22 protein-coding genes and 1 pseudogene are annotated in these 21,657 nt (G+C 71.4%); 15 read left to right on the forward strand and 8 right to left on the reverse strand.

The annotated features are described in order from the left end of the window. The coding region (locus tag ACWKZU_RS01910) for a GntP family permease (RefSeq protein WP_449280719.1) at positions 1-498 on the reverse strand (498 nt) is incomplete at its 3' end. A gap of 196 nt (positions 499-694) precedes the next feature. On the opposite strand from ACWKZU_RS01910, the gene ACWKZU_RS01915 reads away from it, so the two are divergent. Next, on the forward strand, positions 695-1,384 hold the full coding sequence (locus ACWKZU_RS01915) for a FadR/GntR family transcriptional regulator (RefSeq protein WP_449280699.1): 690 nt from the start codon (positions 695-697) through the stop codon (positions 1,382-1,384). Between the two features lie 40 nt (positions 1,385-1,424). On the opposite strand, the gene ACWKZU_RS01920 is transcribed toward ACWKZU_RS01915, so the two are convergent. Together ACWKZU_RS01920 and ACWKZU_RS01925 are read right to left on the reverse strand one after the other, a co-directional pair. Next, positions 1,425-1,994 carry an HhH-GPD-type base excision DNA repair protein gene (locus ACWKZU_RS01920; protein WP_449280700.1) on the reverse strand — a complete coding sequence of 190 codons (570 nt, stop codon included), beginning with the start codon at positions 1,992-1,994 and terminating at the stop codon, positions 1,425-1,427. 69 nt (positions 1,995-2,063) lie between these two features. Next, on the reverse strand, positions 2,064-3,023 hold the full coding sequence (locus ACWKZU_RS01925) for a GlxA family transcriptional regulator (RefSeq protein WP_449280701.1): 960 nt from the start codon (positions 3,021-3,023) through the stop codon (positions 2,064-2,066). Between the two features lie 66 nt (positions 3,024-3,089). Between ACWKZU_RS01925 and ACWKZU_RS01930 the strand changes: the two genes are divergently transcribed. The 3 genes from ACWKZU_RS01930 to ACWKZU_RS01940 all read left to right on the forward strand — a co-directional run bounded on the left by ACWKZU_RS01930 (position 3,090) and on the right by ACWKZU_RS01940 (position 5,536). Further along, complete coding sequence (locus ACWKZU_RS01930; protein ID WP_449280702.1) at positions 3,090-3,488, forward strand: cupin domain-containing protein; 399 nt, start codon at positions 3,090-3,092, stop codon at positions 3,486-3,488. Between the two features lie 91 nt (positions 3,489-3,579). Next, on the forward strand, positions 3,580-4,851 hold the full coding sequence (locus tag ACWKZU_RS01935; protein WP_449280703.1) for an MFS transporter: 1,272 nt from the start codon (positions 3,580-3,582) through the stop codon (positions 4,849-4,851). 40 nt (positions 4,852-4,891) lie between these two features. Further along, entirely contained in the window at positions 4,892-5,536 is a 645-nt protein-coding gene (locus ACWKZU_RS01940) for a LysE family translocator (protein ID WP_449280704.1), read from the forward strand. A 27-nt stretch (positions 5,537-5,563) separates the two neighbouring features. Here ACWKZU_RS01940 and ACWKZU_RS01945 read toward each other — a convergent pair whose 3' ends face one another. From ACWKZU_RS01945 to pepN, 3 genes are read right to left on the reverse strand one after another with little or no spacing between them, the layout of a single operon-like run. Beyond that, positions 5,564-6,019 carry a globin gene (locus ACWKZU_RS01945; protein ID WP_449280705.1) on the reverse strand — a complete coding sequence of 152 codons (456 nt, stop codon included), beginning with the start codon at positions 6,017-6,019 and terminating at the stop codon, positions 5,564-5,566. Further along, complete coding sequence (locus ACWKZU_RS01950) at positions 6,016-6,939, reverse strand: mechanosensitive ion channel family protein (RefSeq protein ID WP_449280706.1); 924 nt, start codon at positions 6,937-6,939, stop codon at positions 6,016-6,018. Before ACWKZU_RS01950 ends, ACWKZU_RS01945 begins: the two co-directional genes overlap by 4 nt. Next, a complete protein-coding gene (gene pepN / locus ACWKZU_RS01955; protein ID WP_449280707.1) occupies positions 6,940-9,501 on the reverse strand; it encodes an aminopeptidase N in 2,562 nt (853 codons plus the stop codon). It lies immediately after the preceding gene. 145 nt (positions 9,502-9,646) lie between these two features. Here pepN and ACWKZU_RS01960 point away from each other — a divergent pair, with 145 nt between their 5' ends. From ACWKZU_RS01960 to ACWKZU_RS01980, 5 genes are all read left to right on the forward strand, one after another. Beyond that, the gene (locus ACWKZU_RS01960) at positions 9,647-10,267 is read left to right on the forward strand and encodes a mycothiol-dependent nitroreductase Rv2466c family protein (protein ID WP_449280708.1); all 621 of its coding nucleotides are present in this window, start codon (positions 9,647-9,649) and stop codon (positions 10,265-10,267) included. A 45-nt stretch (positions 10,268-10,312) separates the two neighbouring features. Continuing rightward, positions 10,313-10,804: a ribose-5-phosphate isomerase gene (locus ACWKZU_RS01965; protein WP_449280709.1), complete on the forward strand. Its 492-nt coding sequence runs from the start codon at positions 10,313-10,315 to the stop codon at positions 10,802-10,804. Between the two features lie 149 nt (positions 10,805-10,953). Then, positions 10,954-11,949 carry an Fpg/Nei family DNA glycosylase gene (locus ACWKZU_RS01970; RefSeq protein ID WP_449280710.1) on the forward strand — a complete coding sequence of 332 codons (996 nt, stop codon included), beginning with the start codon at positions 10,954-10,956 and terminating at the stop codon, positions 11,947-11,949. Between the two features lie 236 nt (positions 11,950-12,185). Then, positions 12,186-12,665 (forward strand): hypothetical protein, encoded by a 480-nt coding sequence (locus tag ACWKZU_RS01975; RefSeq protein WP_449280711.1) that lies wholly within the window; start codon positions 12,186-12,188, stop codon positions 12,663-12,665. After that, positions 12,662-12,817: a hypothetical protein gene (locus tag ACWKZU_RS01980; protein ID WP_449280712.1), complete on the forward strand. Its 156-nt coding sequence runs from the start codon at positions 12,662-12,664 to the stop codon at positions 12,815-12,817. Before ACWKZU_RS01975 ends, ACWKZU_RS01980 begins: the two co-directional genes overlap by 4 nt. Positions 12,818-12,929: 112 nt before the next feature. Here the strand turns inward: ACWKZU_RS01980 and ACWKZU_RS01985 are convergent, their stop codons facing one another. After that, a complete protein-coding gene (locus ACWKZU_RS01985; RefSeq protein WP_449280713.1) occupies positions 12,930-13,931 on the reverse strand; it encodes an EamA family transporter in 1,002 nt (333 codons plus the stop codon). Positions 13,932-14,038: 107 nt separating this feature from the next. Between ACWKZU_RS01985 and ACWKZU_RS01990 the strand changes: the two genes are divergently transcribed. From ACWKZU_RS01990 to mshC, 3 genes are all read left to right on the forward strand, one after another. After that, positions 14,039-15,376 (forward strand): M20/M25/M40 family metallo-hydrolase, encoded by a 1,338-nt coding sequence (locus ACWKZU_RS01990; RefSeq protein ID WP_449280714.1) that lies wholly within the window; start codon positions 14,039-14,041, stop codon positions 15,374-15,376. Positions 15,377-15,447: 71 nt separating this feature from the next. After that, the gene (locus ACWKZU_RS01995; RefSeq protein WP_449280715.1) at positions 15,448-16,335 is read left to right on the forward strand and encodes an undecaprenyl-diphosphate phosphatase; all 888 of its coding nucleotides are present in this window, start codon (positions 15,448-15,450) and stop codon (positions 16,333-16,335) included. Beyond that, a complete protein-coding gene (gene mshC / locus ACWKZU_RS02000) occupies positions 16,332-17,591 on the forward strand; it encodes a cysteine--1-D-myo-inosityl 2-amino-2-deoxy-alpha-D-glucopyranoside ligase (RefSeq protein WP_449280716.1) in 1,260 nt (419 codons plus the stop codon). The genes ACWKZU_RS01995 and mshC overlap by 4 nt, the downstream gene beginning before the upstream one ends. On the opposite strand, the gene ACWKZU_RS02005 is transcribed toward mshC, so the two are convergent. After that, positions 17,588-18,700: a proteasome assembly chaperone family protein gene (locus ACWKZU_RS02005; protein ID WP_449280717.1), complete on the reverse strand. Its 1,113-nt coding sequence runs from the start codon at positions 18,698-18,700 to the stop codon at positions 17,588-17,590. The two genes, mshC and ACWKZU_RS02005, sit on opposite strands and share 4 nt — an antisense overlap. A gap of 134 nt (positions 18,701-18,834) precedes the next feature. On the opposite strand from ACWKZU_RS02005, the pseudogene ACWKZU_RS02010 reads away from it, so the two are divergent. The 3 genes and pseudogenes from ACWKZU_RS02010 to ACWKZU_RS02020 form a co-directional block, all read left to right on the forward strand. Beyond that, positions 18,835-19,395, forward strand: a pseudogene (locus tag ACWKZU_RS02010) (HAD family hydrolase); the annotation flags it as partial. Between the two features lie 153 nt (positions 19,396-19,548). Further along, a complete protein-coding gene (locus ACWKZU_RS02015) occupies positions 19,549-20,643 on the forward strand; it encodes a tRNA (adenine-N1)-methyltransferase (RefSeq protein WP_449280720.1) in 1,095 nt (364 codons plus the stop codon). Between the two features lie 33 nt (positions 20,644-20,676). After that, positions 20,677-21,600 (forward strand): peptidylprolyl isomerase, encoded by a 924-nt coding sequence (locus ACWKZU_RS02020; protein ID WP_449280718.1) that lies wholly within the window; start codon positions 20,677-20,679, stop codon positions 21,598-21,600. The last annotated feature ends 57 nt before the right edge of the window (positions 21,601-21,657 follow it).

Consider the following 21,657-nt stretch of genomic DNA (forward strand, 5'->3'; position numbering starts at 1 on the left):
CACCAGGCCGTGCATGGCAGAGAGGCCCGCCAGCGTCGGGATCGCGATCTTCATGAGCGGCAGGCCGGAGCGGCGCGCCACGAGGATGATGATCGGGATCAGCAGCACGAGGCCGATCTCGAAGAACATGGGCAGGCCGATCACCGCGCCGACGACGCCCATGGTCCAGGGGAGCATGCGCGGGCTCGAGCGGCTGACGAGGGTGTCGACCACGCGGTCGGCGCCGCCCGAGTCGGCGAGCAGCTTCCCGTACATGGCGCCGAGCGCGATGAGCACGCCGACGCCGCCGACGGTGGAGCCGAAGCCCGTCGTGAAGCTCGTGAGCGCCTGCGCCGCCTCCATGCCCGCCGCGAGACCCACCCCGAGCGCTCCGATGGTGAGCGCCAGGAACGGGTGCACCCTGAGCCAGGTGATGAGCAGGATGATGACGGCGAAGCCGCCGAGGGCCGCGATGATGAGGCGGCCGTCGGTGCCGACGGGGATGATCTCGTCTGCCATCGGGAAGGGGTTCGCTGGAAACATCCTCGTTCCTTTGCTGATTCCGATGAGGGCGGACACCCGGGCGGGGAATGCCCGGGTGCGGTTGAAGCGAATATAGCTAAATAATCTGTTTATTACAAGCAAGTGTTCATTTAAAGACGTTTTTATTTCGTGCGGGATGAAGCGAATCTGCCGATAGGCCTACTCTGGAGGGATGAACCAGGGACCGCTGCACTCGGAGATCCTCGAACGATGGGGGGCTGACATCGCGGCCGGGCGCCGCCCGGTCGGCCGGCGGGTCTCCATCGAGGAAGCGGCGGCCGAGCACGGCGTCTCCCGCAGCGTGATCCGGGAGGTCGTGCGCGTGCTCGAATCGCTCGGCATGGTCGAGACCCGGCAGCGGGTCGGGGTCACGGTACTGCCGTCGACGTCGTGGAGCCCCTTCGACGAGCGGGTGCTGCGCTGGCGGCTCGACGGGCCGGAGCGAGCCGCGCTGCTGCGCACGCTGAGCGAGCTGCGCGCGGCGATCGAACCCGCGGCGGCGCGCCTCGCCGCGCAGCACGCGACGCCGGAGCAGTGCGGGGCCCTCGCCGCGGCCTACGTCGGCATGGCCTCGACCTCGCGGGCCGCCGACGCCGACGAGTACCTCTCGTGCGACATCGCGTTCCACCGCACGCTGCTCGAGGCGTCGGGCAATGAGATGTTCGCGAGCCTGGGGGCGATCGTGGTCGCCGTGCTGGAGGGCCGCACCCATCACGAGCTCATGCCGACTGTGGCGAACACGGAGGCGCTGCGGCTCCACGCCGAGGTCGCGGCCGCCGTGCGCACGGGGGATGCCGCGGCGGCGGAGGCGTGCGCTCGCGCGATCGTCGAGGAGGCGCGCGACGCGATGCTGCGGGAGTAGATCGCGCCCGTCGGCGCACTCGCGCGCGGATGCTGCGGGCTCAGCCCCGCTTCGCCGCCGCCTTCGCCGCGCGCTTGGTCTCGCGCACCTTGAGCAGCGTCTCGGGGGAGACGATGTCGGCCACGCTGCGGAAGGAGCCCTCCTCGCCGTAGGGCGCCGACGCCTCGCGCCAGCCGGCGCCGTCGAAGCCGCGCTGCTTGCCGAGCAGCGCGAGGAAGATCCGGGCCTTCTGCTCGCCGAAGCCGGGCAGCGCCTTGAGTCGCTTCAGCACGGTGGCGCCGTCGGGGGAGCCCTCCGTCCAGATGGCCGAGGCGTCGCCGCCCCAGTCGTCGAGCAGTGCGCGGCAGAGGGTCTGCACGCGGCCCGCCATCGAACCGGGGAAGCGGTGCACCGCGGGGGACTGCTTGAAGGCCGCGACGAAGTCGTCGGGATCCGTCTCGGCGATCGTGCGGGCGTCGACCGCGCCAATCCGCTCCTGGATCTTGAGGGGGCCGGCGAACGCGACCTCCATCGCCACCTGCTGATCGAGCAGCATGCCGATGAGGAGCGCGAGCGGATTGTCCGTGAGCAGGGCGTCGGCGGCGGCATCGTCGGTGAGGTGCAGACTCATGCCATCCAGTATGGCATCCGTCGTCGCGCGCATCGCGGAGATCGTGCGGGGAGAAGAGCCCGGGTGCGATCAGCCGGCTCGGGCCGCGAACGCGTTCCGGTAGGCGGTCGGGGTGAGCCCGGTGTGCTCGGCGAGACGCTTGCGAAGGTTGGCGGAGGTTCCCAGGCCGCTCCGCTGGGCGACGCTGTCGACGGGATCCTCGGTCTGCTCGAGCAGCCTGCGGGCGCGGTCGAGGCGCACGGCCGTGAGCCACTGATTCGGTGTGCATCCGAGCTCGGCGCGGAAGCGTCGATGCAGGGTCGCAGCGCTCATCGACGCCCTCGCGGCGATATCCGAGACGGCGAGCGGCCCGGCGGCGTGCCGTTCGGCCCACTCCAGCGCATCGGCGAGCGGGCTCTCGGTCTCCTTCGGCACCGGCCGATCGATGAACTGACGCTGCCCGCCGACCCGATGCCCGGGGAACACGAGGCGGCGCGCCACCGCGGCCGCGATCTCCGAACCGTGATCCTTCCGCACGAGGTGCAGGGCCAGATCGAGCGCGGCCGCGCTGCCCGCGGAGGTGAGGATGTCGCCGTCATCGACGAAGAGCACGGCCTCGTCGATGTCGACCCGCGGGTATCGGGCCCGGAACTCGTCGGCCCACTGCCAGTGCACGGTCGCGCGCCGCCCGTTCAGCACCCCGGCCTCGGCGAGCGTGAAGGCGCCGCTGCACATGCCGAGGAGCCGGGCCCCCCGATCGTGCGCACGGGCGATGGCGTCGAGCACATCGGGGTGGTGGGGGCTGGAGGTGTCCGGCCGGTTGGGCACGATCACCGTGTGCGCGCGATCGAGGGCGGAGAGATCGGCGATCCCGGTCATGCTGAAGAAACCCTGCCGCATGCGCACCGTCCGGGGAAGCGCGCAGAGCGCGAAGTCGTAGAGCCGGCCCCCGATCTCGGGGCGATCGATCCCCAGCACCTCGGTCACGCAGGCCAGCTCGAAGGGGTTCGACCCCTCATCGACGAGCGCGACGACCGCGTGAGATTGCAAGGATAGTTTCGACATGCGCTATTTATTGCACTTTTCGAGCGCTCCGGCAACCTCCACGATGGACCCATGGAACATCGCCGCATCAACATCGACACCGTCCTCGACTCGTTCCAGGACCACTGGAACCCGCGTATCCTCACCCAGGTCAACGACTGGGACCTCCGGGTGGTCACGGTCCGGGGAAGCTTCGTCTGGCACTCCCATCCGGAGACCGACGAGCTGTTCGTGATGCTCGACGGACTCCTCGACATCGATCTCCGCGAAGACGGGGTGCAGAGCTCGGTGCACCTCGAGCGTCACGACGTGTTCGTCGTTCCGCGGGGAACGGAGCACCGTCCGCGGTCGGACGACGGGGCCAGTTTCATGCTCTTCGAACCGACGGGCACGCTCAGCACGGGAGACTACGAGGGAGAGGTCCCCGGACACATCACTCCGACGACGGGGGTCTCCACCTCTGCCGCGTGAGGCCTCCGGCCCCGGGCGCCCCGAGCCTGCGGCACCGGAGGTGCGGCGGTGCTCCGGCGAGACCGGGAGCCGTGCCGCTAGTCTGGTGACCATGCAGGGGGTCGAGGATCCGCGCCGTTTCGCCGCGCTCAGGAATCGGGACTCCGGCACCTACATCGCGGGCGGCGCGCTCTCGATGATGGCGGACAACGTCGAGCACGTGCTCGCCTACTGGGTACTGTGGCAGACCTTCCACTCGCCCTGGCTCGTCGGATTCCAGATCGTGAGCCACTGGCTGCCGTTCCTGCTCTTCTCCGTATACGCGGGCGCGCTGGCGCAGCGCTTCGACTGCCGCCGCATCATCCAGATCGCCCAGGCGCTCTTCATGTTCGTCTCGGTCTGCTGGGGCGTGCTGTTCCTCACCGGCACGCTGGAGCTCTGGCACGCCTGCGTGCTGCTCGTGCTGCACGGCATGGCCGGCTGCCTGTGGATGCCCGCCGAGCAGCTCATGCTCTACGACTTCGTCGGTCCGAAGCAGCTCCCGGGCGCGGTGCGGATCAACGCGACCTTCCGCAGTCTCGCCTTCATCGCCGGTCCCGTCGTCGGCTCGGCGCTGCTGATCGGGATCGGTCCCGCGTACGGCATGTTCGTGAACGTCCTCATCTATCTGCCGCTCACGGTCTTCCTCTTCCGCACGCGCTTCACCGGTCACGGGCGGCGGGAGGAGCGGGTCCCCGCCGACCGGCCCGCGCAGCCGCGCATGTCCTTCTTCGCCGCGTTCTCGGTGCTCGGCACGGTGCGGCGGCACCGCGAGATCCTCGGCATGATCCTGCTCACCGCGCTCGCCGGGATGACGATCGGTCATCTGCTGCAGAACGCGATGCCGGAGTTCGCGGAGATCCTCGGCGGCGACGCGGGCGGAGCGGCCTACGGGCTCCTGCTCTTCGCGAACGGCGCAGGCGGCGTGGTCGGGGGATTCCTCCTCGAGGCCACGCGCAAGGTGCCGCCCACCGCCCCGACGGCCGTGGGCAGCGCGATCCTCCTGGGCGTCGCCATCGTCGTCTTCGCCGGCAGCGGCAGCCTCATCGTCGCGGTCATCGCGCTCGCCATCGGCGGCCTCGCGAAGATCACCTCGGAGTCGACCGAGATGAGCATCGTGCAACTGCAGGCGCCCGACGCGGAGCGCGGTCGTGTGATCGGCGCCTACACCATGTTCAGCTCGGGCACGATGACCTTCGGAGGCGTGACCGCCGGCCTGCTGGGGTCGCTCTTCGGCATCCAGTCGGCCGTGCTGCTCTCGGGCGTCGTGCTGGCCGTGGGCGCCTCCGCCGTCGGTCTCTGGTTGCTGGTGCCCCGCCGCTCGGATGCCGCCGGCGACCGCTGACCGCCGCGCCGGATCGCGCCGTCGCGGTTAGGATCGACGCATGGTGCCCCTCGAGAACATGGTCGCGTTCGGGATCGCGGCCTTCGTGCTCATCGTGATCCCGGGACCGAGCGTGCTCTTCACGATCGGCCGCTCGCTCGCGCTGGGACGTCTCGGAGGGCTGCTGAGCGTGTTCGGCAACCTCATCGGCGCGGCCGTGCTGGTGATCGCGGTGGCCCTCGGCGTGGGCGCCGTCGTCGCGGCCTCGGCGGTGCTGTTCACCGCGCTCAAGGCGATCGGCGCCGCCTACCTCGTCTACCTGGGGGTGCAGGCGATCCGCCACCGGCACGAGTCCGCGCTGCGGAACGTGCCGCCGCTGCGCCTCACGTGGCGGCGCCAGACGCTGCAGGGCTTCCTCGTCGGCGTCACCAACGCGAAGACCATCGTGTTCTTCGTGGCGGTGCTGCCGCAGTTCGTCAGCCGGGAGGCCGGCGCGATCCCGCTGCAGATGCTCGAGCTCGGCCTGATCTTCGTCGTGCTGGCCGCGATCTGCGACTCGGCCTGGGTGCTGGCCGCGAGCGCCGCGCGCACCTGGCTCGGCAGCTCGCCGAAGCGCATGGCCGCGCTCGGCGCGACCGGCGGCGGCTTCATGATCGCGCTGGGCGGCGCCCTCCTCTTCTCCGGGCACCGGCAGCCGTCGGTCTGAGCCGCGAGCTCCGGCGGGCCGCCGCGGTCACTCGAACCGGTTGACCATCGCGAGCGCCGCGCGCTCGACGTAGTCCCGGAACGCCGCGTCGTGCATCGGCGGCAGCGCGACCTCGTCCAGTGCCGCGTGCATGTGCCGGAGCCAGTGCTCCTTCGCCTCGGGCGTCACGGCGAAGGGCGCGTGCCGCATGCGCAGGCGGGGGTGCCCGCGCTGCTCGGAGTATGTGGTCGGTCCGCCCCAGTACTGCTCGAGGAAGGTGCGCAGGCGCCAGATCGCGCCCTCCCAGTCCTCGTCGGGGTACATCGGCGCGAGCACAGGGTCCTCGCGCACGCCCCGGTAGAAGGCGCGCACGAGGCGCTCGAAGGTGTCGGTGCCCCCGACCTGCGACCACAGGGTGTCGGTCACCGCGTCGCCGCCCTCGCCCGAACGGAGTGTGAGGCGGGGTTGGGGCGCGGGATCCGGGGTGCGCTGCTCGGCCGTCACTTGCCACCTCCGGGGTACTGCGGCAGCTCGGTCGCGAGCTGGATGCCGGCCTCGGCGAACCGGCGCACCAGCACCGGGCGCAGGGCGCGCTGCACCGCCCACTGCGCCTCCGGCCGGGTGCGGATGGCGAGGCGCATCGTCATCCGGTCGCCGAAGGCGCTCTCCACACCCCAGACCTCGGGGGAGCCCGTGATCTTGCGCGCGGTCTCGGGCGCCTCCAGCAGCTCCCGCGCGGAGGCGAGCGCCACCCGCTCCACCTCGCGGAGATCCGCGTCGGCCTCGACCGTGATGTCGATCAGCGCGCGGCCCCAGCCCTGCGAGGCGTTGCCGAGCGTCAGGATCTCGCCGTTGCGCACGAACCACAGCGTGCCGTCCACCGCGCGCACCTGGGTGACGCGGATCCCCACGTCCTCCACGGTGCCGCTCACCTCGCCGATGGTCACGGCGTCGCCCACGCCCAGCTGATCCTCGAAGACCATGAAGATGCCGTTGAGGATGTCCTTCACGATATTCTGAGCGCCGAACGCGAGGCCCGCGCCGACGATGCCGGCCGACGCGACGAGCGCGCCGACGTTCACGTCCAGCTCCGCGAGCACGAGGATCAGCGCGATCGCGACGATGATCCACGTGATGGCGGCGCGACCGACGGTGCCGAGGGTTCGCGTGCGCTGCACCGCACGCGCGTTCACGTACGGCGCGGCCTGGATCTCGGAGGTGGTGTCGACGTTCTGAGCGCGCTTCACGCCGCTCACGATCCGCGTGACCGTGCGCATGAGGAGGCGGCGCAGCAGCCAGTTCAGCAGCACCGCGAGCGCGATGATCAGCAGGATGCGCAGCGGCACCTGGTACGTCGTCAGGAAGTCGCCGAGCGCCTGCCCGACCACCTCTTCGACCTCCTCGACCCCGTCGACGCCGTCCACTCAGACCTCCCGGTCGACCTGCTGGGCGCGCAGCGCGCGCTCCACGCCCGCGAGATGCTCGGAGACCATCCGTCGCGGCGCGGCCGGCGCGTCCGGGTGGGCGTCGAGCCAGGCGCGCGTCGCCTCCGCGAGTCCGGTGTTCGCGAGCGGCGCGGGGTAGAAGCCCTCGATGAGCTCCTCGGCGATGGCGTAGCTGCGGGTCTCCCAGACGGAGAGCAGCGCGTCGAAGAAGCGCGCCACGTACGGCTCGAGCAGCGCGAGATCGTGCGCGCGGGTGAAACCGAGGCCGGTCGAGCGCACGATGGCGTTGGGCTTGCCGCTCTCGTCGAACACCGACGCCCACGCGCGGGCCTTGTCGGCGGCCGTCGGCAGCGCCGCGCGGGCGTGCGCGGCGGACTGGTTGCCGGTCGCGGTGCGATCCTCGGCGAGTCGCGCCTCGATCTGCGCATCGCTCGCGCGGCCGCCGGCCGCGAGCGCGATGAGCAGCTCCCAGCCCAGATCGGTGTCGATGTCGAGGCCGTCGAGGGGGAGCGAGCCGTCGAAGAGTCCCTGTACCGTCTCCAGCTGCTCCTCGCTGGAGGCCAGCTGGCCGAAGGCCTTGACGAACTGGAACTGGTTGTCCGATCCGGGATCGGCGTCGACCGCGAGCTTCCACAGCGCGTCGGCGACGCGCTCCAGCGTCGCCTGCCGCTTCGCCGGCGCGACGTAGCTGGAGGCGGCCAGCAGCAGCTGGCTCAGCAGGGTGCGCAGCGTGGTCGAGGCCGTCTCGTTTGCGATGTGCTCGAGCACGATGTCGACGAAGCGGGAGGCCGGGAACTCGGCGTCGCGGGTCGCGTCCCAGAGCGTGCCCCAGACGAGCGCCCGGGCCAGGGAGTCCTCGAACGACCCGAGTCGCGTCGCCGCGGTCGCGAGCGAGCGCTCGTCGAGCCGGATCTTCGCGTAGGTCAGATCGTCGTCGTTGAGCAGCAGCAGGTCCGGCTGCGCGACGCCCGCCAGCTCGGGTACCTCGGTGCGCGGGCCGTCGACGTCGAGCTCGAGGCGGTGCACGCGGCGCACCGCGTCGCCGTCGATCGAGTACAGCCCGACCGCGATGCGGTGGGGCCGGATCGTCGGGTACTCGTCGACCGCCGTCTGCTCGATCGCGAACCCCGTGTAGCGGCCCTCGGAATCGAGCTCGAAGACGGGGCGCAGCGTGTTGACGCCCGCGGTCTCGAGCCACAGCTTCGACCACGCGGCGAGGTCGCGGCCGCTCTGGGCCTCGAGCTCCGCGAGCAGGTCGGGCAGCTCGGTGTTGGAGTGGTGGTGCTTCACGAAGTAGTCGTGCACCCCGCGCATGAACGGCTCCCGGCCCACCCAGGCCACGAGCTGCTTGAGCACCGAGGCGCCCTTCGCGTAGGTGATGCCGTCGAAGTTGACGAGCACGTCCTCGAGGTCGCGGATCTCGGCGACGATGGGGTGGGTCGAGGGCAGCTGATCCTGGCGGTAGGCCCACGACTTCTCGGAGGCGACGAAGGTGGTCCAGCACTCGTCCCACTCGGTCGCCTCGGCCACGCCCAGGGTCGACATGTACTCGGCGAACGACTCGTTCAGCCAGAGGTCGTTCCACCAGCGCATCGTGACGAGATCGCCGAACCACATGTGGGCGAGCTCGTGCAGGATCGTCACGACCCGGCGCTCGCGCATCGCGTCCGTGACCTGGCTGCGGAAGACGTAGGCCTCGGTGAAGGTGACGGCGCCGACGTTCTCCATCGCGCCCATGTTGTACTCGGGCACGAAGAGCTGGTCGTACTTGTCGAAGGGGTAGGGGTAGTCGAACTGCTCCTCGAAGAAGGCGAAGCCCTCGCGGGTCTTCTCGAAGATGTAGTCCGCGTCGAGGTAGTCGCTGAGCGAGGCGCGGCAGAAGACTCCGAGCGGGATCGTGCGTCCGTCGCGGCTCGTGAGCTCCGAGCGCACGACGCTGTACGGGCCCGCGATCAGCGCGGTGATGTAGCTCGACATGACGGGGGTCGGTTCGAAGGCCCAGGTGGCGGCTGCCTCGCCGTTCCGCTCGCCGGCCGGCGCGGGCTCGGGTGTCGGCTGGTTGCTCACGACCTGCCATCGGGCCGGCGCCGTGATCGTGAACCGGAACGTCGCCTTGAGATCGGGCTGCTCGAACACGGCGAACATGCGGCGCGAGTCCGGCACCTCGAACTGGGAGTAGAGGTAGACCTCGCCGTCGGCCGGGTCGACGAAGCGGTGCAGCCCCTCGCCGGTGTTGGTGTAGCGCTGCGTCGAGGCGATGCGCACCGTGTTGTGCGCGGCGAGTCCGGGCAGCCGCACGCGGGAGTCGGCGAAGAGCTCCGCGGGGTCGAGCGCCGTGCCGTTCAGCTCCACGCTCTCGACCGAGTCGGCGATGAGATCGACGAAGGTCGATGCGCCCTCGACGGCCGAGAAGCGGATGGTGGTGACGGCCGCGAAGGTCTCCGGGCCGGTGGTGAGATCGAGCTCGACCTCGTAGCGCTCGGTCGAGACGAGGCCCGCGCGTTCGCGGGCCTCTTCGCGGGTGAGGTTCGTTCCTGGCACTGATGCTCCTGACGAGTGAGGTGGGACGATGCGCGCGGCTCGCGGCCGGCGCCGATGGGTACGACGTCAAGCCTATGCCCGGCTGCTGGGCGAGCGCGTGGAACGGCCGGTTCCGCGGCCGCCGTCCGCTCGCTAGGCTGGGCGCATGAGCAACGCAGCAGGATCCGAAGCCTCTCCGTCGGTCGAGTTCTACTTCGATCCGATCTGCCCGTGGTGCTGGATGACGAGCCGCTGGGCGGCCGAGGTCGCCGAGGTGCGCGGCTTCGAGATCGCCTGGCACCCGATCAGCCTCCAGATCATCAACGAGGACAGCGAGCCCGGCCCATACACCGAGAGCCTCAGGAACGGGCACCGCGCGGGTCGGGTCATCGAGGCCGCCAGGCGCGCGCACGGCGAGGGCGTCGTCGGCGGGCTGTACACCGAGTTCGGCACGCGGATCCACCCCGGCGGCCGAGCGGACTTCGACGCGATCATCGCGGAGGGGCTCGCGGCGCTCTCCCTCGACGCCTCGCTCGCGGCGGCCGCGGACGACGAGCAGTACGACGCCCGGCTGCGCCGGAACACCGATCACGCGCTCGAGATCGCCGGTCCCGACGTGGGCGTGCCGATCATCTCGATCGACGGCGTCTCCTTCTTCGGCCCGGTCGTCACGCCCGCGCCGACGGGGGAGCAGGCGCTGCGGCTCTGGGACGGCATCGTGATGGCCGCGGGCGTACCCGGCTTCTACGAGCTGAAGCGGGGCCGCACGAAGGGCCCGCAGTTCTGACTCCGCGCCGCCGCGGCTCCTCGCGATCCCGGTAGTCTTGAGCGCATGCGCATTCACGTTGCCACGGACCACGCCGGACTCGAATTCAGCCAGCAGCTGCAGCAGCACCTGAGCGATCAGGGCCACGAGGTCGTCGACCACGGCCCGCAGGAGTACGACGCCCTCGACGACTACCCATCGTTCTGCATCAACGCCGCCCTCGGCGTCGCCCGCGACGAGCGCGACGGCGTCGAGGCGCTCGGCGTCGTCTTCGGCGGCTCGGGCAACGGCGAGCAGATGGCCGCGAACAAGGTCGCGGGGATCCGCGCCGCCCTGGTGTGGAACGAGTCGACCGCGACGCTCGCCCGCGAGCACAACAACGCCAACGTGATCTCCATCGGGGCGCGGCAGCACCCGCTCGAGGACGCGATCCGGTTCATCGACCTGTTCATCGCGACGCCGTTCCCCGGTGACGAGCGGCACGTGCGCCGCGTCGCGCAGCTCGGCGAGTACGAGCGCACGGGGAGGATCGCCGGGAAGCAGGTCGACGAGCTCTAGACCGGGAGCGCCGCCGCGTCGTTCCGCACGTCGCCACCGGCCCGCACGTCGTCAGCAGCCCACGCGCCGCCACCGGCCGGCCTGCGCGCCGCTTACCGTCATCCTGCGCGAAGTCGCAGGATCCATCGCCGAAGAGGAAATGAGGTCACGTGCCCGAAGGACACTCCGTCCACCGAATCGCTCGCCAGTTCGGTGCGAACTTCGTCGGCACCGCTCCCGAGGTGTCGAGCCCGCAGGGGCGCTTCGCCCAGGGCGCGGCGATCCTGAGCGGCCACGAGATGACCGACGCCCGCGCCGTGGGCAAGCAGATGTTCCTCGAGTTCGAGGGCGACCACTGGCTGCGCGTGCACCTCGGCATCTACGGCGCCTGGGACTTCGCGGGCGACGTGCGGATCGATCCGTCGATCCAGATCCACGCGACGAAGTTCGGTCGCGGCAGGCTCGGCCAGACGGGCATGGCCGGTGCGGTCGATCGCGACGGCGAGGATTCCGTGACGTCGATCGGGGCCCCGCGTCGCGCGCGGGTCGCCCACGTGCGCATGGCGGAGCGCGACCGGGCCGAGGAGGAGAACGGCGACTTCCCGCCCGAGCCGGTCGGCCAGGTGCGGGTGCGCCTGCTCAACGAGACGGTGTGCGCCGACCTGCGCGGGCCGACCGCGTGCGAGGTGCTCACGCCGGCCGAGGTCGACGCGGTGATCCAGCGGCTGGGCCCGGATCCCGCGAACGCGAACACCCCGGCGGAGCGCCGGCGCTTCGTCGAGCGCGCGCGCAAGAAGAGGACGCCGATCGGCCTGGTGCTCATGGACCAGTCGGTCGTGGCGGGGATCGGCAACGTCTACCGCGCCGAGATGCTGTTCCGGGCCGGGCTCGACCCGCACACTCCGGCGAACTCGCTCGATCCCGCCGTGCTCGAAGCGCTCTGGGACGACTGGGCGCACCTGCTCGAGATCGGCATCACCGTCGGGCAGATGATCACGATCGACGGCCTCGAGGGAGCGGACTACCGGCGCGCCCTGGCGGAGCGGGACGAGCGCCACTGGGTGTACAAGCTCGAGGGCACGCCCTGCAAGCGCTGCGGCACCAACATCCTGCTCGAGGAGTTCGGCGCCCGCAAGCTCTACTGGTGCCCGACCTGCCAGACCTGACGGAGCCGGGTGGACAGCCGTTCCCGGCTGTCCACGGCAGGTCCCGAGGGCGTCTCGCCCTCGGTGCAGCGCGCTGCGCCGAGCGCGCGCGTGCCGCCGGACCTGACGGAAACCGGGACCCGCTCGCTCCGCAGCGCTCAGCGCGATCCGAGCGAGAGCTTGTTAGGCTGGGTCGCGCAGGCGTCCGCCCGGCGGGCGCCGCCTGCGGCCCATGACGAACCGATCGAGGGGAAGCGATGACCTCCGTGAGTGCAGTGCCGTCTCAGCAGGAACGAGCGGCCGAGGTCGCGGCGGTGGCCGCCGTCGACGCCCCGATCCGAGAGTCGTCCGTCGCGGATTCGCCGGAGCGCCCGGCGGCCGACCGGTTCATGCGCGCGCTGCTGCGCGTGCACGAGGTGGACCGCTCGCCGCGGGTGGAGCGCGAGGCGCACCGCGGCTTCCGCGTCTCGATGGTGGTCTCCGGGGTGCGCTGCCTGATCACGTACCTGCTGGTGCCGATCCTCGTGCCGATCCTCGGATTCGCCGGGGTGTTCGCCGCGCCCGTCGGCATCCTGCTGTGCCTGGTCGCCGGCGTGAACGGCGTGATCAGCGTGCGCCGGTTCTGGATCAGCGACCACCGCTCCCGCTGGATGTACACCTGGTTCATCGCCGTCGTGTTCGTGATCCTCGCCATCGCGATGGCGACGGACATCGCGAGGATCGCGAGCGGGCTGTGACGCCGCCCGCCGAACGGGACGACGAGCGCGTCGCGAGCGACGCCGACGAGTCGCCGCAGGACGTGCCGCCGAAGGCGTGGGTGACGCTCGTGCTCTTCGCCGCGTTCGTGATCGCGTTCGGCACGTGCGCCTCGACGTTCATGTTCGATTGACAGCGGTTTCGACTGACGGCGGCTTCGGCTGACGGTCGGTTCACCCGAGGGCCGGATCCCTCGAAACCGTGCCGATTCGTCGAACCCGCACGAAGCATCTCCGCCGAACGGCTCAGTCTGAGAGATTCGGCTCGGTTTCGCCGGTCTTGCTGGTCGCGCGGATCCCGGGGACGCCGCGCACCCGCTTCCGGGCCCCCAGCAGTTCGCCGATCTTGACGGTCACGACTCCCGTCACGATGAGCGCCGCGCCGATCCACTGCGCGCCCGAGGGCACCACCGCGAGCAGTGCGATGGTCCAGAGGATCCCGAACAGGGGCTCCGAATAGCCGGTGAAACTGGCGACGGTCGCCCCCAGCCGGCGGGACGCCGAGACGCCGAGCACGTAGGCCAGCACCGTGGAGATCAGCGCCATGCCCGCGACGACCGCGATCGGCGAGAGCTCGGCCCCCGCGATGACCGGGGCGACCTCGGTCACGGTGAAGGGGAGCAGGCCGGTCGCGCTCGCGACCACGAGCGCGACGGCGGCCACCGCCAGTCCGAGCCCCACGAAGGGCAGGGGCGGGATCCCGTGGTCGGTCGCGGCTCCGGTGGCGTAGTAGGCGGCGTTGCCGATCGCCGCGATGAGGGCGAAGAGGATGCCGAGGGGGTGCAGGGCGCCGCCGAGCCCGACGCCCGAGACCGCGACGAGGCCGAGCACCGCGATGCCGGCCCCGAGGAGCGTCACGCCGGACGGCGCGATCCGGGTGCGGAGCCACATCCACAGCATCAGCAGCACCGGGCCCATGAACTCGATGAGCAGCGCGAGGCTCGGGGGGATGAACTCCACGGCCAGGAAGAAGGCCAGCTGGCATCCGGCCACCGCCAGCAGGCCGAAGAGCAGGATCGGCGCCCAGGCCCGCCGCACGAGGATCCACTGCCCGCGCAGCATGACCAGGGTCGGAACGGCGAGCACGAGCGCCGCGACGAGGATGCGCGCCGCCGCGGCCGCACCGGCGCTCCAGCCCGCCGAGATGAGCGCGCTCGCGAAGATGCCGGAGAGCGCGAAGCTCCCCGCCGAGCCGATCGCGAGCAGGAATCCGGCAACGGGCAGGCGCGCCGCACTCACGGTGGTCACCTCCGCATGGTCGAAATCGCCGCGCCGTGGCGGCGCACTCTGCGAGCGTATCGTGTTCCGGCGTCACACGGGACCTCGTCGACGGTCGCTGCGGCTACGCTGGGAGCATGAGCATCGAGACCACCGGGCATGAGCGCCGGGAACCGACCGAATCGCCGCTCTCCGAGACCGCTCGTGTGGCCCGCGATCTGATCCGCATCGACACGAGCAACCGGGGCGGGGGCGACGCCGAGCCCGAGCTGCCGGCGGCCGAGTACGTCGCGGCGTACCTGCGCGAGCTCGGGCTCGAGCCGCAGATCCTCGAGTCGCTGCCGGGCCGGGCCAGTGTGATCGCGCGCGTGCCGGGCGCCGAACCGGAACTGCCCGCGCTGGTGCTGCACGGCCACCTCGACGTGGTGCCCGCCGACCCGGCGAACTGGAGCGTCGACCCCTTCGCCGGCGAGGTGCGCGACGGCATGCTGTGGGGCCGGGGCGCGGTCGACATGAAGGACATGGACGCGATGATGCTCACCGCCGTCGCGGAGCTGCTGCGGGCCGGCGAGCTGCCGCGGCGGGAGATCATCCTCGCCTTCTTCGCCGACGAGGAGAACGGCGGCGTCTACGGCGCCCACCACCTGGTCGCGAACCACCCGGAGCTCTTCGCCGGAGCGGAGACCGCCATCAGCGAGGTGGGCGGCTACTCCATCGACATCGCGGGCACCCGCGCCTACCTGATCCAGACGGGGGAGAAGGCGCTCGACTGGATCCGCCTGCGCGCCCGCGGCACCGCGGCCCACGGATCGCGGGTGTGGCGCGACAACGCGGTCACCCGCCTGGCCGAGGCCATCGCCGCGCTCGGACGCCACGAGTGGCCGCTCGTGCTCTGCGACACGACCCGTGAGCTGCTCGACGAGGTCGCCGCGATCCTCGGCGAGGATCCGCGCGAGGTGTCGGCCGACGAGCTGGTGCTGCGGCTGGGCACGGGCGGCGGTTTCATCCAGGCGAGCCTGCGCAATACGAGCAACCCCACGGTGCTCGCGGCCGGGTACAAGCACAACGTGATCCCCGACACGGCCGAGGCGCTCGTCGACGTGCGCTCGCTGCCCGCCGAGCAGGGCGACGTGCTCGCCGAGGTGCAGCGCATCGTCGGCCCCGACATCGAGATCGAGACCGTGCACTCGGACATCGGGCTCGAGGTGCCGTTCGGCGGGGAGATCGTCGAGGCCATGACGGCGAGCCTGCGCCGCGCAGATCCCGAGGCCCGCGTGCTGCCGTACCTGCTCTCGGGCGGCACCGACAACAAGGCGCTCTCGCTGCTCGGCATCACGGGCTACGGATTCGTGCCGCTGCGGCTGCCGGCCGACCTGGACTTCCCGGGCATGTTCCACGGCGTCGACGAGCGGGTGCCGCTCGAGGCGCTCGACTTCGGGCACCGGGTGCTCGTGGACCTGCTGCGCACCTACTGATCCCCGCTGGGCTATCCTGGACGGCGGCCCGAATCAGAAGCGGTGCGCGGCTGCCGCCACGAAAGGAAACGATGGGAATCTTCGAGGCGATCCTCCTCGGCATCATCCAGGGGCTCACCGAGTTCCTCCCGATCTCGTCGAGCGCCCACCTGCGCATCGCCACCGAGCTGCTCGGCATCGGCGACGCCGGCGCGGCGTTCACGGCGATCACCCAGATCGGCACCGAGGCCGCGGTCATCGTGTTCTTCTGGCGCGACATCGTGCGCATCATCGGCCGGTGGGCGCAGTCGCTGGCGGGGCGCGCACCGCGCACGGATCCCGACGCGCTCATGGGATGGTGGATCATCCTCGGCACCGTGCCGATCGTGGTGCTGGGGCTGCTCTTCCAGGATCAGATCGAGACCACGCTGCGCTCGCTGTGGTTCGTCGCGACCACCCTCATCGTCTTCGGTCTCCTGCTCGGCGTCGCCGACCGGGTGGGCCGCAAGGTGCGCCCGCTCGAGCAGCTCACCTGGAAGCACGGCCTCATCTACGGCTTCGCCCAGGCGGCCGCGCTGATCCCGGGCGTCTCCCGCTCGGGCGGCACGATCACCGCGGGCCTGCTGATGGGCTACAAGCGCGAGGCGGCGGCCCGCTACTCGTTCCTGCTGGCCATCCCGGCGGTGCTCGGCTCGGGCTTCTACCAGCTGTACAAGGAGGTGCGCGAGCCGAGCGGCGGCGCGCCGATGTCGATGACCGTCGTGGCATCGGTGATCGCGTTCGTGGTCGCCATCTTCGTCATCAAGTTCTTCATGGGCTACATCACGAAGCGCAGCTTCATGCCCTTCGTGGTGTACCGCGTGCTGCTCGGCATCGTGATCATGGTGCTGCTGGGCACGGGCGTGCTCACGGCCGAGGGCGGCACCTCGGTCGCGCAGGGCGCCGTCGCGGTCGCAGCGACGAACGGAGCCGGCCTGTGAGAACCTGGACCCCGCCCGTCGTCCCGCAGCTGCCGGGCGACGGGATCGTTCCCAAGCTCTTCAACACCGCGAGCGGCCGCCTCGAGCACCCCGCGATCCCGGAGGGCCGGGCCCTGCTCTACGTCTGCGGCATCACGCCCTACGATGCGACGCACCTGGGTCACGCCTTCACCTACCTCGCCTTCGACCTCATGCAGCGCGCGTGGCGCGACGCGGGCATCGAGACGGTGTACGCGCAGAACATCACCGACGTGGACGATCCGCTGCTCGAGCGGGCTGCGGACACGGGCGTCGACTGGCGTGATCTCGCCGACGAGCAGATCGGGCTGTTCCGCTCCGACATGCACCGCATGGGCATGATCCCGCCCGAGCACTACGTCGCGGTGACGGAGCAGATCGACGAGATCGCCGGAGCCGTGCGCGAGCTGCTCGAGCGGGGGCTCGCCTACCGGGTGCCCACCGAGGACGCCGAGGGCGAGGATCTCTACTTCGACACCGACGCCGCGGAGCGGGCGTCGCAGTGGCGGCTCGGCGATGTCGCGCCGTACGACCGCGAGCTCATGCTGCGGCTGAGCGCCGAGCGCGGCGGCGATCCCGATCGCCCGGGCAAGCGCAATCCGCTCGATCCGCTGCTGTGGCGGGCGGCGCGTACCGGAGAGCCGAGCTGGGACTCGCCCGTCGGCGAGGGGCGCCCCGGCTGGCACATCGAATGCTCCGTGATCGCGACGCGCGCGCTCGGCGGGGCCTTCACCGTGCAGGGCGGCGGATCGGACCTCATCTTCCCGCACCACGAGTACACGGCGGCTCACGCGACGGCGCTCTCGGGCACCCCGCTCGCGCACGCCTACTGTCACGCGGGGCTCGTGTCCTATCAGGGGCACAAGATGTCGAAGTCCCGCGGCTACCTCGTGTTCGTGTCGAAACTGCTGAACGGCACCCACAGCGTTCCGGCAGCGGATCCCTCCGCCGTCCGGCTCGGCCTGCTCGCCCACCACTACCGCTCGGAGTGGGAGTGGCACGACGGCGACCTCGGCACCGCCACGCGACGACTCGAGGCGTGGCGCGAGGGGCTGCGGCGCGCCGGAGACGAGCCGGCGTCGGCGGTCTGGGTGCTGCAGCAGCTGCGCGCGGCGCTCGCCAACGATCTCGACACGCCCGTGATGCTGGCCACGCTCGACGCGGCCCTCGACCGCGGCGTCGACGATCCCGAGCTCGTGGCGTCCGCGGTGCTGGCGCTGCTGGGCGTGGAGCTCTAGGGGGCGGTCGAGCCGGGATCCTCGTCGGGGCGCGGATCCTCGTCGGGGCGCGGATCCTCGTCGGAGCGCTCGTCCTCGGTTCCCACGTCGGGGTTCCCGGCTGCGCCCCCGTCGGCATCCCGCCGCTCCGCGGGCGGCCCGGGCAGGGGCGGCGCCGGCCTCGGGGGCCGGGGCACCGGGGGATCGGAGACCGAGGGGTTCTGGCGATCCCGCTCGAGGAACTTCTCGAACTCCATGGCGATCGCGTCTCCCGTGGTCTCCGCGGCGAGCGCCTCGTCGCGCGACTCCTCCAGGCGGCGGATGTAGCGCGTCATCTCCTCGTCGGCCGCGGCGATGCGGTTGATGTTGGCCTCCCACTCGTTCGCCTGCGCCAGCAGCTCGCCGCGGGGGATCACGACGTCGAGCAGCTCCTCCAGCTTGTCGAGCAGCGCGAGCGTGGCCTTGGGCGAGGGGGTGCTGTGCACGTAGTGGGGCACGTGGGCCCACAGCGAGATGGGCGGGATCCCCGCTTCGGTGAGCGCGAGGTCCACGACGGCCGAGATGCCCGCGGGGCCCTCGTAGCTGCTGCGCTCCGCCCCGGTCTGGGCGCGCAGCTCGGCGCTCTCCGAGGTGAGGGTGGTCACGATGGGGCGGGAGTGCGGGGCGTCGGAGAACATGGCGCCGAGCAGGATCACGATGTCGATCGCCCACACGTCGACCAGCTCGACGATCTCGTCGGCGAAGTTCTGCCAGTCGCGGGCCGGCTCCACCCCGGCGAGCAGGAACAGATCGGTGACGGGGCTGCCGTCGAGCCGGTGCACGGTCTCGGTCGCGCCTCCGGAGGCCGGATCCTCGGCGTCGGTCTCGAGCGCCTCGCCGGGGCGCTCGATCCTGCCGTAGAGACGGGTGTCCGGCCACTCGAGCGTCCGCTTGCCGGAACCGTCGAGGACGAGCCGCGGCCGGTGCACCTGGAAGTCCACGTAGCCCTCGGAGCCGATGACGTGCAGCACCTCCGCGTCGAGCAGTTCGCCGAGATGCTGCAGCACCTCGGTGGTCGCGTCGCCGGCGTCGCTCCAGCCCTGGAAGGCGGCGATGAGTACGCGGGGGTACTGGGCGGCGGATGCGGTCACGAAGCGGCGCTCCTCGGGTCGGGACGGATGTGCACCAGGATATCGGCTGCTCGGCTCGGCGCGGTCCGCGCGGGCGGCGCTGCGGGATCCCGCGCGCCGGGAAGCGGTGCCGCCGGGTCGGTAGACTTGCTGGGATGAGCGCGATCCCTACTCGAAACGCCCCCGCCGCCGTGCTGTGGGACATGGACGGCACCCTGATCGATTCCGAGCCGCTCTGGCTCACCGCGGAGCTCGCGATGCTGGCCCGCTACGGGATCGAGCTGAGCCCCGAGATGAGCGAGCGCATGGTCGGCTCCGGGTTGCGGGCCGCCGCCGGCCTGTTCCAGGAGCTCGGGGTCCCCCTCGCGGCCGACGAGATCATCGCGGAGTGGGCGGACGGGGTGATCGCGGGGCTGCGCGAGTCCGGGCCGCAGTGGCGCCCGGGTGCTCTCGAGCTGCTGGCCTCCCTCGGGAAGGCGGGTGTTCCCAGCGCGCTCGTGACGATGTCCGTGCGCTCGATCGCCGACGTCGTGCTCGAGATGCTGCCCGCGGGGTCCTTCGCCGTCAGCGTCACCGGCGACGAGGTCGCCCACGAGAAGCCCCACCCGGCGCCCTACCTGCGCGGCGCCGAGCTGCTGGGCGTCGCCATCGAGGACTGCGTCGCGATCGAGGACTCGGCTCCGGGACTGGGCTCGGCCCGGGCCGCCGGCGCGGTCGCCATCGGGGTGCCCAACCTGGTCGACCTCTCGAAGGCCTCGGCGCACGAGCTGTGGCCGACGCTCGCCGGTGTCGACGCCGAGCGCGTCGCGGCCCGATTCGCGCTGCTGCGGCAGCGGCCGTCCGAGGCGGTCGGCTCAGGGCTCGCCGGCCTGCTCGAGGGGACGCCGGCGCCCCGCGGGCCGCTCGGCTACGGCGACCGCGTGCAGCTCACGGGCCCGAAGGGGCGCCTCAACACGATCACCCTCGTGGAGGGCGGCGAGTTCCACAGCCACCGCGGCATGATCCGCCACTCGGAGATCGTGGGCCTGCCGGACGCGTCGGTGGTGGTGAACAGCAGCGGCGAGGAGTACCTGGCGCTGCGGCCGCTGCTGTCGGACTTCGTGATGTCGATGCCGCGGGGCGCCGCGATCGTCTACCCGAAGGACGCGGCGCAGATCCTCTCCCTCGCCGACATCTTCCCGGGAGCCCGGGTGGTCGAGGCCGGCGTCGGTTCCGGTGCGCTGTCGCTGCACCTGCTGCGGGGGATCGGCCCGGAGGGGCGGCTGTACTCGTTCGAGCGCCGGGAGGAGTTCGCCGACGTCGCGCGCGGCAACGTCGCGGCCTTCGCCGGGCGCGCGCCCGAGAACTGGACCGTCACCGTCGGAGACCTGCAGGAGACCCTGCCCTCCACGTGCCCGGCGGGCAGCGTGGATCGGGTCGTGCTCGACATGCTCGCGCCCTGGGAGTGCGTGGGGGTCGCCGCCGAGGCGCTCTCGCCCGGCGGCGTGCTGATCTGCTACGTGGCCACGGTCACGCAGCTCTCGCGCACCGCGGAGGAGATCCGGCGCAGCGGCTCGTTCACGCACCCGCAGTCCTCGGAGACCATGGTGCGCGGATGGCACGTCGAGGGGCTCGCAGTGCGGCCCGACCACCGGATGGTGGCCCACACCGGCTTCCTCATCACGGCGCGCAGGCTCGCGCCGGGCACCGTGCTGCCCGAGCTCAAGCGGCGGGCCTCCAAGGGCGAGTTCACCGACGACGACCTGGCCAGCTGGCTGCCGGATCTGGGCGGCGCGGCCTCGGGAGAGGTCTGGACGCCCGAGGTGGTGGGCGAGCGCGGCAAGAGCGACAAGGTGCTGCGCAAGAAGGTGCGCGAGGCGCAGCGCTTCGCGCGGGAGCGCGGCGCGCAGCTGGACGAGGGTTCGGGGGAAGCCGGCGACGCCGCGCGTCCGGAGCGTGGGCCCGGTTCGGATTCGATAGGATAGCGAGGTTCACACAGGCTTCTGCGAGAGGTGCATATGCTTCGTCGACTGGTTCCCGCAACCGCAGCGGTTGCGCTGCTCCTGGCCGGTGCGACCGGCTGCAGCGCTCAGCGGGCGGCCGCCGATTGCGAGCCGCAGTTCGAGCCGGGCGCGCTCAGCGACAGCGTGACCGTGCTCGGCGGTTTCGGCGAGGCGCCGCAGATCTCCGCCCCGGAGCAGGCGGAGATCCTCACCTCGCAGCGCACCGTGGTGCAGGAGGCCGAGGATCGGTCGGGCGCTGCCGACGAGGGCACGCTCGTCGGCGTGAACATGGCGTTCTTCGACTCCGGCAGCGGCGAGCAGCTGTACCAGAGCCCCGGCTTCGCCGAGGCGGGGCAGTCGCCCGAGTTCCTCCTGGTCTCGGCTGACACCGCCAACCCCCTGAGCGAGGCCGTGCGCTGCACGGTGCCCGGCGACCGGGTCGTGCTGGCGATGTCGCCCGAGGAGAGCGCGCAGTTCGGGATGCAGCTCGGCACGGCGGTCGAAGCCCCCATCGTCGGCGTCATCGACACGGTTTCGACGAGCCCGCTCGCGGCGAGCGGTCCGGTGCGCGGGCTGCCCTCCGGGTATCCCGCCGTCGTGACCGACGACGAGGGCCGCCCCGGCATCGTGCTGCCCCCGCGGCCGGCTCCGGCCGGCACCCAGTCGGCGGTGCGCATCTCCGGCTCCGGCGAGGAGGTCGCGGCCGACGACAACGTCATCGCGCAGGTCCTCTCCGTCGGATGGGACGGCGAGGAGCGCACCAACACCTGGGAGAGCGGCCTCATCGCGATCGGCACCGAGGACCAGATCGAGGAGTCGGGTCACACCTTCCGCGGTGAGCTCACCGGCAAGACCGTCGGATCGCAGGTCGTGATCATCGATCACGAGCAGGGCGAGGAGGCCCAGGTCGTGGTCGTCGACATCATCGGCGTGAACTGAGGTCTCGATGGCCGGTCGCGTGCCCGGCGAGCAGCGCATCTTCAGCCTGGTGCTCGC

The sequence above is a fragment of the Leucobacter sp. genome (assembly GCF_053528595.1).